The sequence below is a fragment of the Mycobacterium sp. NGS34 genome, from assembly GCF_059812845.1.
In genome coordinates this window covers 78,282-92,688 of record NZ_JCALDM010000009.1, presented here as the reverse complement: position 1 = coordinate 92,688, position 14,407 = coordinate 78,282, and the positions used below count along the sequence as shown (strand labels likewise).

13 protein-coding genes are annotated in these 14,407 nt (G+C 63.4%); 9 read left to right on the top strand and 4 right to left on the bottom strand.

What is annotated here, in order from left to right:
- Positions 1–128 precede the first annotated feature (128 nt).
- The gene (locus AC5Y7V_RS21790; protein WP_499882107.1) at positions 129–980 is read left to right on the top strand and encodes an acyl-CoA thioesterase; all 852 of its coding nucleotides are present in this window, start codon (positions 129–131) and stop codon (positions 978–980) included.
- Positions 981–1,362: 382 nt separating this feature from the next.
- Here the strand turns inward: AC5Y7V_RS21790 and AC5Y7V_RS21785 are convergent, their stop codons facing one another.
- Both AC5Y7V_RS21785 and AC5Y7V_RS21780 read right to left on the bottom strand, forming a co-directional pair.
- Positions 1,363–2,112 carry an alpha/beta fold hydrolase gene (locus AC5Y7V_RS21785; RefSeq protein ID WP_067919772.1) on the bottom strand — a complete coding sequence of 250 codons (750 nt, stop codon included), beginning with the start codon at positions 2,110–2,112 and terminating at the stop codon, positions 1,363–1,365.
- Between the two features lie 124 nt (positions 2,113–2,236).
- Positions 2,237–2,830 carry a CAP domain-containing protein gene (locus AC5Y7V_RS21780; RefSeq protein ID WP_499882208.1) on the bottom strand — a complete coding sequence of 198 codons (594 nt, stop codon included), beginning with the start codon at positions 2,828–2,830 and terminating at the stop codon, positions 2,237–2,239.
- 175 nt (positions 2,831–3,005) lie between these two features.
- Here AC5Y7V_RS21780 and AC5Y7V_RS21775 point away from each other — a divergent pair, with 175 nt between their 5' ends.
- Positions 3,006–3,371: a DUF732 domain-containing protein gene (locus AC5Y7V_RS21775; protein ID WP_499882106.1), complete on the top strand. Its 366-nt coding sequence runs from the start codon at positions 3,006–3,008 to the stop codon at positions 3,369–3,371.
- Between the two features lie 104 nt (positions 3,372–3,475).
- Here the strand turns inward: AC5Y7V_RS21775 and AC5Y7V_RS21770 are convergent, their stop codons facing one another.
- Together AC5Y7V_RS21770 and AC5Y7V_RS21765 are read right to left on the bottom strand one after the other, a co-directional pair.
- Positions 3,476–3,913, bottom strand: a complete 438-nt coding sequence (locus AC5Y7V_RS21770; protein WP_499882105.1) for a lipoprotein LpqH — start codon at positions 3,911–3,913, stop codon at positions 3,476–3,478.
- Between the two features lie 400 nt (positions 3,914–4,313).
- Entirely contained in the window at positions 4,314–4,943 is a 630-nt protein-coding gene (locus AC5Y7V_RS21765) for a TetR/AcrR family transcriptional regulator (RefSeq protein ID WP_499882104.1), read from the bottom strand.
- A gap of 1,376 nt (positions 4,944–6,319) precedes the next feature.
- Between AC5Y7V_RS21765 and AC5Y7V_RS21760 the strand changes: the two genes are divergently transcribed.
- The 7 genes from AC5Y7V_RS21760 to AC5Y7V_RS21730 are packed head-to-tail and all read left to right on the top strand — an operon-like array spanning position 6,320 to position 14,406.
- Entirely contained in the window at positions 6,320–7,114 is a 795-nt protein-coding gene (locus tag AC5Y7V_RS21760; protein WP_067919768.1) for an MlaE family ABC transporter permease, read from the top strand.
- Complete coding sequence (locus AC5Y7V_RS21755; RefSeq protein WP_499882103.1) at positions 7,111–7,965, top strand: ABC transporter permease; 855 nt, start codon at positions 7,111–7,113, stop codon at positions 7,963–7,965. Before AC5Y7V_RS21760 ends, AC5Y7V_RS21755 begins: the two co-directional genes overlap by 4 nt.
- Positions 7,966–7,970: 5 nt before the next feature.
- A complete protein-coding gene (locus tag AC5Y7V_RS21750; RefSeq protein WP_499882102.1) occupies positions 7,971–9,458 on the top strand; it encodes an MCE family protein in 1,488 nt (495 codons plus the stop codon).
- A 40-nt stretch (positions 9,459–9,498) separates the two neighbouring features.
- Positions 9,499–10,527, top strand: a complete 1,029-nt coding sequence (locus AC5Y7V_RS21745; RefSeq protein ID WP_499882101.1) for an MCE family protein — start codon at positions 9,499–9,501, stop codon at positions 10,525–10,527.
- Positions 10,524–11,921 (top strand): MCE family protein, encoded by a 1,398-nt coding sequence (locus AC5Y7V_RS21740; RefSeq protein WP_499882100.1) that lies wholly within the window; start codon positions 10,524–10,526, stop codon positions 11,919–11,921. Before AC5Y7V_RS21745 ends, AC5Y7V_RS21740 begins: the two co-directional genes overlap by 4 nt.
- Positions 11,918–13,252: a virulence factor Mce family protein gene (locus AC5Y7V_RS21735; RefSeq protein ID WP_499882099.1), complete on the top strand. Its 1,335-nt coding sequence runs from the start codon at positions 11,918–11,920 to the stop codon at positions 13,250–13,252. The genes AC5Y7V_RS21740 and AC5Y7V_RS21735 overlap by 4 nt, the downstream gene beginning before the upstream one ends.
- Entirely contained in the window at positions 13,249–14,406 is a 1,158-nt protein-coding gene (locus AC5Y7V_RS21730; RefSeq protein WP_499882098.1) for a virulence factor Mce family protein, read from the top strand. Before AC5Y7V_RS21735 ends, AC5Y7V_RS21730 begins: the two co-directional genes overlap by 4 nt.
- Position 14,407: the final 1 nt, after the last annotated feature.

The following is a 14,407-nucleotide window of genomic DNA, read 5'->3' as shown; positions in this document are numbered from 1 at the left end:
GCCCTCATCCCAGCCGAACAAGCCGCCGCGGTATTGCGACTTGCACACGAGCGCCGGACATCGCGGACGCCGGTCGGAAGTCGCAGCCCGCTCCAAGAGGGCTGTTGATGGTCGCCAGTGTCGCATCCTTGATCGACCTGCTCGACGTCCGATTCGTCGCAAGCGACTTCTACCGAGGGACCACGCCCGATATCGGTATGCCCCGGGTCTTCGGCGGGCAGCTGGCAGGCCAGGCGCTGATGGCAGCGGCCAAGACCGTCGAGGAAAAACGCCTCCCACACTCTGTTCAGTCGCACTTTCTCTCCGCGGGGCTGATCGGGCCGCCGATCGACTTCCGCGTCGAACGCTTGCGCGACTCACGCTCGTTCTCCGACCGGCACGTCATAGCCGAGCAGCAGGGTCAGCAGCTCCTTTCCATGCAGGCCTCGTTCCACGCTCCGGAAACTGGGCCCGAGCATCAACTGGCTGCCGAAGCGGTCGACGGCCCGCCAAAGGCCGGCGCGGCCATGCGTCCCTTTCCCGATGATTGGGCGGAATTCTATCGACGATGGTCTTCTCTGGACGTCGACTGGTGCCCGGATTCGAAGGGGCGCAAGCCGCTTACGACAACGGGCAAGGGTACGCTGCCGCGCCTCTGGGTGCGAACGTCGACACCTTTCGAAGGTCCTCAAGCGGTCCACAGTGCCATCGCCATATGTGTCGCTGACCTGACTTTGTTGAGGAGCTCCTTCAGCCCCCACGAGATCGGGCCCCACAACGACGTTCAGACGTTCACCCTCGATCACTCTGTGTGGTTTCACCGCCCCTTCCGCATTGATCAGTGGTTGCGCTTCGATCATTTGTCGCCGAGTGCCTCGGAAGGCAGGGCGTTCTGCGTCGGCGGATTCTTCGACGAGCGCGGCAACCACGTTGCCTCTGCGACGCAAGTGGGTCTCATTCGAGAATGGTCAGGTCAACACAATTGGAGGAACAACAGATGATCATCGACGCAGACGGTCATCTGTGTGAGCCGCGGGATAATTGGACCTCGCGGATGCCGCCGAAGTGGGGTGAGCTTATTCCGCGGTACGTTACGTCGACGATCTGGAAATGGATGTCTGGTGTATCGGTGACGAGATCGTCAAGCCGTCTGACCCAAAGTGGCATTCATACGCTGAAGGGCCGTCGGCTGTCTCCTACATTCCGCGTCAGGCGTCGGGACTGCGCGCTGCGGTTCAACCTGAGGGCTGTGGCCTGCTCCATTGATGCAAATCGTCCCCGCGGAACGAAGTACGTCGGGTGGGGCAGGTCAACCGCGGCCGCCAGCACGAGTCAAAAGTCGGTGCTGCCAAGCCTGCGGGGCTCGATCTGAAGTACACGCGTTCACCCGACCGAGGCATCGTATCGGCGGCAGCGGTCGAGAAGGACCTGCGCTGTGCGATTCGGATGGCTGATCATCATGTCATGGCATGAGTCGACCTCGACGATGGTGTGGACCCCGCCCAGGGCGTCGATACTTCGCCGTTGGGACGCGATGGAAAGCGCGCGATCGCGGGTAGTGAGGATCCAGGTGCGGGATACGTTCGCCGGAAAGTCACTACGGTCCACCGGTTCAGTCGCGATCGATATCGTTTCGGGGTAGAGCCGTGCCATCATGAACCGGCGTTGCTTCTCGGTCATCTCATTGCAGAACGCATAGCGCGCAAGGAAAGCCGGTATTTTCATCGCTTTTCGCTTCCCCACGCCGCGTCGAGCGAACCATGCCATTGGACCGTCGAGCGTGTCCGTGATCGCTTCGCCCTGACGCGGCACGAACGCCGCCGCCAGAACCATCTCACGGACGCGCGCAGAGCCCAGCCTGGCCACCACCCCGGGTACCGTCACCCCCGCCATCGAGTGGCCAGCGATGACGATTTCGCCAAAACCCGCATCATCGATATCGGCGACCACGGAGTCCACCCAGGCGCCGATGGTGGCTGCGGTCAGGTCACCTGGCTTCGAGCCGCGACCGGGAAGGTCCACCGCGAGGATGCGGAGTTTTGGTTCCTGGCGGCGCAATTCCGAGACCGTCAGATCCCAGCAGTCGCCAGCATGCGCTCCACCATGGACGAGAACCAGATCGGGTAGCGGCATCTGAAGTCCTCAGCGGAACCGCATAGCGCGCCCGTTGGCGTCGAGCAGGCGCAGCACGACGGGCTCACCCGTCTGACCCGCTCCAATGAAGCCGACTGTGTTGATCATTACGTGTGAGCCTTGCTTATTGCGGTGGATTTCCAGGCGGCGGGTACACGCCCCTGAGAATCCAGGGGAACCAGTTGAAGCCAAATTCGAGCTCGTCGCTGGCGTCATAGTCGGGGCTGGGATCGGGCGGAATGTTCTCGCCTTCGGTGTTGACTGGCTGCGCTGGCTTGCCGTAAACGGCGACGACAACGGTACGACCTGGATTGTTTAGCGACCAAACTCCCATTTGGCTGTTGGCGCAGTTGGACATGATGGCCAGATCATCTGGGTTGTAATACCACCGGTTGATCAGATCGACGCCGCTGATTGCTATGGACTGATTGATGGCCACCGTTTCGCTCACCTGACCTTGGTAGCCGGCCGTATTGGCGCGATCTTGTGGGTTTGATCCGTCCGAGCCGGTATCACCATCGAGGGCGCGGTTGTTCAGCAGATCCTCGGCGTGACGCTGCGCTGCGAGTTGCAGTTGCTTGTTGGGCCTGACGTCATTGGTGCAGCCTGCATGGTGCTGCACTGTGAAAACGTTGGCGAGGACACCGTCGTTGAATCGTTTGTTGTTCGGTATGAGCGTGTTGTTGTCATTGTCGGCGTGCGCGGTGGGGCTGGCCAGCAGGGTGGCGGCGATCAGAAGGACGGGCAAAGGCAACGGCCGATAGCGCGTGTACAGGCTCCTGCTTGTCTGAGCCGTCATCGCAGAACCCCCAGCTGAGCGCAACGCCGTGTACACGTCGCGGTTTGGAATGGTACTAGGAGAAATTAGATAGATATATTACGCTTTGACGGTCATGAAGCAAGGGAAAACTAGGGCTAAGCTCGCCGTCGCTACGTTCGTTGCTTCAAGCGTTGTCGCGGTGGCAACAGCCCCAGCTGCAGACGCGGACGCGGTCGCGTACCTGCTAAACGTAACTGTTCGGCCTGGGTACGGCTTCGCCAACGCCGATGCGGCCCTGGCCTACGGTCACGGAATCTGCGACAAGATCACCCGAGGTGACAGCTACGCCAGCATCGCGCGTGACGTCAAAGCCGACTTCAACAACTCCGGCGAGTATCAGGCGACGTATCTGATAGGCCAGGCCGCCCAGGAACTGTGCCCCAGCCTCATTTGGTCGCTGCGGAATTCCGCTGGGAACTACCTGCCACCGCCAGGCTGATGCCCGGTGTGCATCGCGGCACCTGCCGGACAAAACGGCGCCGCCCCCGAAACGTTGTGGCGGAAGGCATGTCTCGCAGGTACCAACGGGGTTTCAGATAGCCGCTAACAGGCGACTCTGATCGTGAAGGTGCCGGTTGTCCTCTGGCCGGGGTTATCTGTGTTGAACCCGTCCGCACTGCCACGGATCGTGTACGTCTGATCGTTCATGGTCACGTCGGCCCTGCCGCCGAGGCCGGCCTCATAACTGCCAGTGAATCCGCCCAAGTCGTTGATGCTGACGGAGTTAGCAGCGAGCGCATCCTTGTTGGAAACGAATGCGTTAACGCCCACGGCCGGGTTGCCGGTGGCGATCGTCGTTAGCGAACCGAGCAGAATGCACTGGACTGAGCGGGTCTCGGGGAGAGTCCGATTGTTGATCGTCACCTGCGCGGTTCCTGCCGGTAGTCGCCCTGACGAAGATGGATTGACGGGCGTCGACGAGCACGCCGCGAGGCCTGCCGCGATCACACCGGCAGCGGACGCGTGGATGAACGACTTCAACACAAGCCCACCTCAGTAGGTTTCGATCGGCAATGCCGCGTACCTCGCGCCAAACGACATGTGCCACCGTCACGGCCGCCCGACGGCCACTTGCTCGACAAACCGCGGTGATGGCTAAGCGAGACAAGGTTATCCGTACTCTGATGTTTTCGCCATAGCATCGCCGTCCTGTTTCCGACGGAGCTAGTGATCAGTCGACGATCTGGCTCCTTCGTCAACGGCGACAGCGGACGAGCATTCGGTGGGGCGTCCTCCCGTTCGGAGCGGCGAAACACGAGGGCACGAATCCCGCAGTGTCCTAGCCGATTTCGGCCCGGCACGAGCCGCGGAGAAAGGTCGGGACGATGGTGGCGAACGCTGACTGCCCAGCCGGCATAACACCGTTGGCCGCCTGACGGGGCTAGGGCCGAGGCTTCAACGAAGCACCAAGTAGATTCCGCAGCACGCCCTCATCACCACCGTCTTCAGGGTCGGCCGGTTCGGCAACAAGACTGAAGCTGACCCGGACAATCCAGCGGGCCAGGGTTTCCGCCGGAAGATCACGGCGAATCTCGCCAGCAACGGCGGCATCCTCGAGGCGCCGCACCAGCGCGTCAGCAAGCTTGGCTCGCCACAACTCAGAACCCTCGGCCGCGTGATAGGCAGCGCCGAGGGCTTGGTGGTCGTCGACCAGCGATCGCATTATCGGTGAGCTGCGAGCGATCTCTTGGCCCACCAGGCATGCCGCGACCAGCTGAGCCAAGAAGGGTTCGTCCGTTTGCCAGCATCGGTAAACGCGCTCCACCGTGACGCCAAGCACTCGCACAAACGAGGCTGCCAGCAGTGCGTCCTTGTTCGGGAAGTAGTAGTACACAGTAGAGCGGTGCACGCCGGCGCGCTGCGCAACGTCGCTCATCCGCGTGCGAACCGGGCCTTTCTCGGCGTAGCAAGCTTCCGCTGCGGCCAGCAACCGTTCGCGCGCCTCCTCCTCGTCTGCAGGAGTGTCGGCACGCCACGAACGTGCGCGGGATGCGTGGCCCTGAGCGGTCACAAGTGCACACTACGACGCCCGGCGCACCAGTGAGGCGATCAGGCCAAGACGGGGCAGTGGCGCGCGAAACCGGCCTTATCTCATGCGCTGGCCGAAGCCTTCTAGGGAGCACTTGACGGCGGCGTTGCCCGCCGCAGTAGAACGGACCTGCTGCGGATCAGGGATCGCTCCAGCTGCTATCCGGGGGGGTGGAAGTTGATTCCATACCGAGCTAACCGGGTAGCAACCGTTGGGCAGCAACCGTAATCCCGATGAGGTTGGGCGCCCGACAGATTGCTTCAGATTCGACGGCAATGCGTCTAGTCGTGCAAATTAGAAAACCAGATAAATAGATAGATATTTTGATGTCATAACGCAGCCGCAGGCGTCTTATGTTCGCATGTGGTCGTCGACCCGACGTGGCCAGCAATGATCCCCCGGTGGTTGGGAGCGATTAGTTACTGGTGTTGCACTTGGGGGATATTGGGACGGCATACGCGATGACGTTGATGACCGCGGATGCACCGCGGCCGTGCCCATCAACCATGATGGCGTCGTCGTCGTCTCGCGTAATTGCAGGTCATGGCCTCATTTGGAGCACGGGCTCCAGTCGGCTTCCTCTAGTCCCCGGCCGTTGGTCGTCCGATGTAACCGACGCGGCAATCGACCTCGCCACACGAGCGCTGCTTTTCGGCGGCGATGTGGAAGCATTTATCGCGATCTATTTGTCATGGTGGCGTTCTATTGTTGGACCGCTCTGCCGGCATTGTAAGACAGAATTGTCGACGCTCTCTAAAGTGTATGTCCGCCCAGATTAACCAAGGGCGCTCTAGTGGAAAATTCTGTATGGCAACGTTCGTTCAAAAAGTCTTCCGAATATGCGGAATATTTACCGGATAGCAAATTGTTCAGTCATAGTGACGGGTCGCCTTTAACTTCCGCCGAACCCTTCCAATCCGCTTGGAGGGCGGGGCGCCTCCGCGCTGGCCCGGGCCGCGAGACCTTGGCCTAGTGGGCGGCTCACATGCAAGAACGGCTAGCTGGGAGTCTTCGACCGGGGGGCGCTGGCCGACTATTTCGATAACGGTTGCCACATTCGGACTAAATTTGTCGGAACCGTCGCAGCAAATCGGCGGTTGTTTAACAGGCGTCGACCAATCCGGCATGGGCGCGAATAAGAGAGGTGTATGTTGCCCTCCGTGAAAGCCATGGTGTACCGTCCCGCTGTGCTACCTGTCACACTATTGGAAGGGGGCGGTTTGACTTTCCGCTGGGTGAGCATTGATCGGTCCAATGTCGGTGGCGATTAGATACCGACGAGGGCACTAATGGTTGTGAGAGACACGGCGAACACAGAGCCTTTGGCGGCGCCGGATCCGGCTCCCGTCAGATCTCCGATGGCGGTGTTGGCGTCCCTGGGGGTGCGGCCCACCTGGGACGTTGAAGCGAAGCCGCTGCGCGAGGTCGGCGCCTTCTTCGCGTTGTCGCTCGACATCCTCGTGCAGCTCGTGCGGCCGCCCTTCGCGTGGCGTGAGTTCATCCATCAGTCTTGGTTCGTGGCGCGGGTGTCGATGTTTCCCGCCGTCTTCTTGGCGATCCCGCTCAGCACGCTGCCGATCTTCATCATCAACGTCCTGCTGGTCGAGATCGGCGCCGCCGACGCATCCGGGACCGGGGCCGCGCTGGCCAGCGTCGTGTTCATCGGACCGATTGCGACGGTGCTGGTGATCGCCGGTACCGGCGCTACTGCGATGTGCGCCGAGCTGGGCGCTCGCACCATCCGCGAAGAAATTGACGCCATGCGGGTGATGGGGATTAGCCCGGTCCAACGTTTGCTGGTGCCAAGGGTTTTGGCGCTCGGGCTTAACGGGTTGGTGTTGAACAGTGTTGTGACCATCGTCAGCCTGGTCGCTGACTATCTGTTCTCCGTCTACTTCCAACACGTCAACCCTGGTACCTTCGCGGCCAGCCTCACGCTGCTTGTCGGGCTTACCGAGACGATCACGGCCTACGCAAAGGCGGCATTATTCGGGGTGGTGGCGGGCCTCATTGCGTGTTACAAGGGCATGACCGTTGGCGGCGGTCCGCAAGGTGTCGGCAATGCGGTGAACGAAACCGTGGTGTACACGTTCCTGGCACTGTTCATCATCAACGGGATCTTGCTCGCGATCACGACGAAGGCGACGATGTGACGGCCGCGCCAGCAGCACGTCGGCTGCCGCGGCTGAGCAACGCCGCGCGCGCCTTCGCCAACAGGTGGAACGAGCTCGGAAGCCAGACCGCGTTCTACGTCAGGGCTCTGGGCTCGGTCTGGGAAGCCATCGCCCGATACAAAGTGGAGATGATGCGCCTGATCGCCAGCATGAGCATGGGCATCGGCGCGCTGGCCGTCATCGGCGGCACCGTGGTGATCGTCGTCATCTTGACGATGGCCACCGGTTCGTATGTAGCCATCCAGCTCTTCCGATCGTTATCCGATGTCGGCGTGCAGGCGTTGTGCGGCTTCGCATCCGCCTACATCAATACGCGCATCGCCTCGCCGATCATCGCCGACATCGGCCTGGCGGCCACCGTCGGCGCCGGCGCCACCGCGCAGCTGGGCGCCATGCGGATCAACGAGGAGATTGATGCGCTCGAGACGATGAGCATCCGCGTCGTTCCCTACCTGGTCTCCACCCGGGTGGTCGCGGGCGTGCTCGTCGCGATTCCGCTGTGGTGTATGGCGGCGATGGCGGGATACTTTGCCACCCGCAGCCTCATCATCTTCGGGTACGGCCAGGCTCCCGGTGTCTACCAGCACTACTTCCACTCTTATCTGCAGCCACTCGACTTGATCTGGTCCTTGCTCCAGGTCATCGCCTCGGCCACAGCGATCATGCTGGTGCACACCTACTACGGTTTCTACGCTTCGGGCGGTCCGGCCGGCGTCGGTGAGGCGGTCGGTCGCGCGGTGCGCGCCTCACTGACCGTGGCGATGGCGGTGACGCTGGCGGTGGCGCTCGCCGCCTATGGAGTGTCCGGCAACTTCCACCTGTCCGGGTAGCGGCTATGGAAAAGAATAAGAAGCGCCGCGAAGCCGGCCTGCACCCCGCGATCTGGACCTTCGTTCTCCTCGGCGTCATCATCGGATCGGTCGCGCTGACCATCGCGCAGTTCAACAGGGACTTGCGGCCCTATAGCCGAGTGACCTTGATGTCGGATCGTGCGGGCCTGGTGATGGAACCTGGCGCGGCGGTGAAATTGCGCGGCGTCCAGGTTGGCCGGGTCTCGTCGATTCAGCCAGGTGATCCGGTGAGACTTCAGCTGGAGCTCTACCCGGAGCAGCTCAAGTACATCCCGGCCAACGTGGGCGCCAAAATCACCGCCACCACAGCCTTCGGTGCCAAGTATGTCGACCTGACCACGCCCGCCCACCCGACCTCCAAACGGCTCGCATCCGGCGCGGTGGTCGAAGCAAGCAACGTGACCGTCGAGGTGAACACCGTCTTTCAGAACCTCGTGGGCGTACTCAACCAGGTCGACGTCCCCAAACTGAACGCCGTGCTCACCGCGGTGGCCGACGGATTTCGCGGGAAGGGCGAGGCGATTGGCGAAGCCACCACCGGCCTCAACCAGGTCCTGCTGACGATCAATCCGCGCAGCGAGACCATCCGGGCCGACTACCGCGCCCTGAAGGGATTCAGCGACGCCTACAGCGCGGCCGCACACGACATCCTCACGACGCTGGACGCTGCCAGCACGACCGGCACCACGGTCACCAAGAACGCCAAGGAACTTGACGCACTGTTGCTCAACGTCAGCGGACTCTCCCGCGCGGGCACCAACCTGATCGGCCCGAACAAGGACAACCTCGTGCACGGCATCAACCTGCTGGAGTCCACAACGCGGCTGCTGATGAAGTACAACCCAGAGCTCACCTGCACGCTGGTTGGCGGGAAGACCGCCGTCGACAGGTTCATCGGGCCGACCGGCGGCGACAACGGATATTCGGTGATCCTGGACGCCGGTTTACTCTTCGGGGAAGACGCATACAAGTTCCCCGACAACCTGCCGATCAACGGCGCCAAGGGTGGCCCCGGTGGCCAGCCCGGGTGCGGATCGTTGCCCGACGTCGCCAAGAATTTCCCGCAGCGCTACCTCGTCACCAACACCGGGTGGGGCACCGGACTAGACATGCGGCCCAACCCCGGCATCGGCTTCCCGGGGTATGTCGACTATCTCCCCGTCACTCGGGGGACACCGCAACCGCCTAGCATTCGGCACCCCGGCGGCCCGGCGCCCGGCCCCGTCCAAGGAACGGATGGATACGACAGTCCGGCACCCTATGGGGCGCCGCGATACGCCCCGGACGGCACCCCGCTGTATCCCGGTCTGCCGCCGGCTCCGCCGCCGGGCAGGCCACGCGAACCTGGTCCCCCGCCGGCGGGTTCGGAACCGTTCGTGCCGCCGGTGCGCTCCGGGCAGCAACAAACCTGCGGCCTGGTCAACAACGACTGCGCACCGTTGCCACCGCCGCCTTACAGCCCGGCGCCGTGACCACCGAATGAGACACCAGCAGCGATAGAGGAAGGCAGACATGCGAGAGAATTTGGTCGGTGCCCTGTGGCGCCTGTCCATCTACTTGGTCGTGTGCATGCTCGGCGCGTTTGCGCTCATCGCGGTCTTCGCCCAGTTGCGCTTCCAGTCGGAGAAGACCTACAAGGCCCAGTTCGCGAACGTGTCCGGCCTGCAGGAGGGAAACTTCATCCGCGTCGCCGGGGTCGAGGTCGGCAAGGTCAAAAGCATCACCGTCCAGCCCGACTCCACCGTGCTCGTCGAGTTCGCCACGGCCGACTCGGTTGTGCTCACCGAGGGCACCAGGGCCGCCATCCGCTTCGCGGACCTTATCGGCGGCAGGTACATGGCCCTGGAGGAGGGCGCCGGGGGAGTCAAGCGGCTTAATCCGGGCACGACCATCCCGCTGGCGCGGACCGAGCCGGCGCTGGACCTCGACGCATTGATCGGCGGCTTCCGGCCGCTGTTCCGCGCGCTGGACCCGGACCAGGTCAACAAGCTCACCGGCCAACTCGTCGCGGCGTTCCAGGGACAGGGAGGCACGATCGGCTCGTTTCTCACCCAGGCCGCGGCCCTGACCAACACCCTGGCCGACCGCGATCAACTGATCGGTCAGGTCATCACCAACCTGAATACCCTGCTCGGTTCACTGAGCGGCCAGAGCAAGCAGTTCGCCACGGCGGTCGACTCTCTGGCCGAACTGGTGCAAGGGCTCAAGGGCCGCAAGCAAGACATCAGCAACGGGGTTGCGTACGCCAACGCGGCCGCCGGGTCAATCGCCGATCTCTTGTCACAGGCCCGTCCGCCGGCCAGGAAGGTGGTCCACGAACTCGACCGGACCGCCGCAAACGTGCTGGCCGACCACGACTATTTCGACAACTTCCTCAACACGTGGCCCGACGCGACGCAAATACTCAACAGGCAGGGCATGTACGGAGACTTCTTCAGCTTCTATCTGTGCGACATTCTGATCAAGGTCAACGGCAAGGGCGGCCAGCCGGTGTACATCAAGCTGGCCGGCCAGGCCACCGGCAGGTGCACGCCGCGATGAAACCCTTCTCCGAACGCAATCCGTTGATCGTCGGCCTCATCGGCATCGGCGTCACCCTGGCTCTCGTGTTGATCTCCCTGAACTATGACAAGCTGCCGTTCTTCAGCAGGGGCAAGACCTATTCGGCGTACTTCGCCGAGGCCGGCGGCTTGGTACCGGGTGACCACGTCCAGGTGTCGGGTTACCGCGTCGGGCAGGTCTTGGGCGTTGACCTGGACGGACCGCGGGTGCTGGTCAAGTTCAGCGTCGCCAACGACGTCCGCCTCGGTGAGCGCACCGAGGCGGCGATCAAGCTGAAGAGCCTTCTCGGCAGCAAACTCTTGGAGGTAACCCCGCGCGGCGATGGGCAGCTGAGCCGCCCGATACCGCTCGACCGAACCAGGCCGGCCTATCAACTGCCAGACGCGCTGAGCGATCTCAGCAATACCATCAGCGGGTTGGACACCCAGCAGTTGTCCACCTCGCTGGCCGTGCTGTCCGACACCTTCGCCGACACACCGCCCGACTTGAAGCAGGCGGTGCAGGGGGTCGCGCGCTTCTCTCAGACACTGAACGAGCGCGATGCGCAGCTGCGAAACCTGTTGAGCAGCGCCAACAAAGCAACCAAGGTGTTGGCCGACCGCAGCGACGAAGTGGTCAAGCTCGTCGCCAATACCAACGCGCTACTGGTTCAACTGAGAAGCCAAAGCAGTGCGCTGAGCCAGATCTCGAACAACCTGTCCGCCGTGGCGCAGCAGATCAAGGGCTTCATCGCCGAGAACCGCAACACGCTCAAGCCGGCACTGGACAAGCTCAACGGGGTGTTGGCCATCCTGGACAACCGCAAGGAACGCGTCCAGAAAGCGATCGTCGGCCTAGGCAGATACGCCTTAGGGCTCGGTGAATCCGTCGGCTCGGGACCGTTCTACAAAGCGTATCTGGTCAACCTACTGCCCGGGCAGTTCGTGCAGCCCTTCATCGACGCGGCCTTCTCCGACTTGGGCCTGGACCCCAATGTGCTGCTGCCCTCACAGCGCACCGACCCGCAGCGCGGGCAGCCGGGCACGCCGCCGCTGCCGATACCGTTCCCGCGCACCGGCCAAGGCGGGGAACCACGCATGACCATCCCGGATGCCATCACCGGCAACCCGAGCGACCATCCATGCGGTGTGCCCGGCGTGGCGTTGCCCGGCCCCGGCTGCTATCCGTATCGGCAGCCGCTGCCCGCGCCGCCACCCGGCGGCCCCCCGCCGGGACCTCCCGCGCCGCCGGGTCCGGGCGAAGGACAGTCCATCCCGCCAGGGGGGCCCGTCGAACTACCAGCACCTGGTCAGATACCGCCGAGCCAACCGCCCGTGCTGAACGGACCCGGACCCATCGGCCCATCCCAGCCGGCTGGAGGTGGTGGCCAGTGAGGAACTGTTACGTCAAGCTCGGCGTGGCCATCGCACTTGCGGTCGTCCTTGTCGGCGGCATTGTCACCGTCGTCGGATTGGCGACCGGCATCGGCCATACGCAAGTCGTCGGCTATTTTGCGGACAGCACCGGCCTCTACGCCGGGGACGACGTCGTCATCCTCGGCGTGCGCGTGGGCAGGGTCGAGAAGATCGAACCGCAACCCAGCCGCGTCAAGATCACCTTCTGGTATGACGACAAATACAAGGTGCCCGCCGACGCCAAAGCCGTGATCATCGCGCCGTCACTGGTGACACCGCGAGCCATCCAGCTGACGCCCGCCTACACGGGCGGCCCGACGATGGCCGATCACGCGACAATCCCGCAGGACCGCACCGCCGTTCCGGTCGAATACGACGATTTTCGCCAGCAGCTACAAAAACTGACTGAGACACTCCAGCCCGCCAAGCCAGGCGGAACCAGCACCTTGGGGGCGTTCGTCAACACCGCAGCCGACAACCTGCGCGGCCAGGGGCCGGATATCCGTAGCACGCTCATCAAGCTGTCGCAGGCGATTTCCGCGCTCGGCGATCACAGCGACGACCTGTTCAGCACCTTCAAAAACCTGTCCATCCTGGTCTCCGCCCTGCACGACAGCAGCGACCTGCTGCGGCAACTGAACCAAAACCTGGCCGCGGTGACCGGCTTGTTGGCCAGCGACCCCGATGCCGTCGGCAACGCGGTCCGCGACCTCAACGACGTGGCCGGCGACGTCAGAGACTTCGTCGCCGACAACCGAGAGACGCTGGGCACCACGTCGGACAAGCTGGCGTCGGTGACCACGGCGGTGAACCAGAGTCTCGACGACATCAAACAGGTGTTGCATGTCGCCCCGACCGCGTTCCAGAACTTCCTGAACATCTACAACCCCGCGCAGGGCTCGTTGACCGGCATCCTGGGCGTCAACCAATTCGCCAACACGATCCAATTCCTGTGCGCCGCGGTCGAAGCCGCGTCGCGCAAAAACTCCAAGGAGTCGGCCAAGCTGTGCGTGCAGTACCTGGCGCCCATCATCAAAAACCGCCAGATCAACTTCCTCCCGCTGGGGGAAAACCTCTTCGTCGGCGCAACCGCGCGGCCGAACGAAATCACCTACAGCGAGGACTGGCTGCGGCCCGACTACGTTCCCCCGCCACCTCCGGGAGCGCCCGCACCGGCCGCCGCGCCGCCGCAGGAAAGCGCGACGGCGCCAGACGCGCCGGCCGCGCCACCGCCGGCCGCGCCGGTGCAGACCCCAGATCCGGCCGCCGGCTTGCGCGGAATGATGGTGCCGTCCGGGGGTGGACAATGAGCCGGGCACCACGCTGGTATCGCATGGCCGCGGGCCTGGTGACGGCACTTGCGCTGGTGCTATCGGGCTGCGGCTTCCACGGGGCGAACTCGTTCAAGCTGCCGGGAACCAAGGGCGGCGGGCCCGGTTCGTACACCGTTAAAGCAGAGATGTCCGACATTCAAAACCTGCAGCGGAACTCCCGCGTCCGGGTCAATGACGTCACCGTCGGCACCGTGACCGACATCGAACTGCAGGGCTGGCACGCGTTGGTCACGATGAGCATCGAAGGCGGCGTGGACCTCCCGGCCAACGCGACGGCCACGATCGGCCAGACCAGCCTGCTGGGCTCGGTACACCTCGAATTGGCGCCACCCAGTGGGGTGCCGCCCCTGGGCAAGCTCAAAAATGGGTCGTTTATACCGCTGTCCTCGGCGGGCGGATATCCGTCAACCGAACGCACGCTGGCGGCGCTTTCCCTGGTGCTCAACGGCGGCGGCCTAGGGCAGGTCCAGGACATCACCAAGGCGCTGAGCACCGCGTTCACCGGTCGTGAGCAGGACCTGAGAAGCCTGCTCGGCCAGCTCGACAAGTTCGTCGGCTACCTCAACGACCAAAAGGACGATATCATCGCCGCGACGGACAGCCTGAACAACCTGGCCGGTCAATTCGCCGACGAAAAACCGGTGATCGACAAGGCGCTGAAGACGATCCCGGACGCGTTGACGGCGCTGAAGGACGATCGGGAGGACCTTGCCAACGCGCTGGGTGACCTGAGCCGATTCGGTGCGCTTGCCGCCGACTCGGTCAACAAGACCAAGCAAAGCCTCGTGCAGGAACTTAACGACCTCGGCCCGGTGCTGCAGTCACTGGGCGACGCGGGGGTGTCCTTGACCCGTTCGCTGGGCCTCTTCGGCACCTTCCCGTTCCCCAAGGACACGCTGAGCAAATGGCTGCGCGGTGACTACGCAAACCTGACCGGCATCTTCGACTTGACCCTGAGCCGGTTGGACTCGGGGTTGTTCACCGGCACCCGGTTTGAGTGCAACCTGAGCGAGCTGGAGCTTCAGTGGGGCCGCACCATCGGCCAGCTGCCCAGCCCCTGCATGGCGGGAAGCCAGTACAACCCCGGTAACCCGTTGGTCGTGCCTTACCACTTCAACCAGGGGCCGTGAC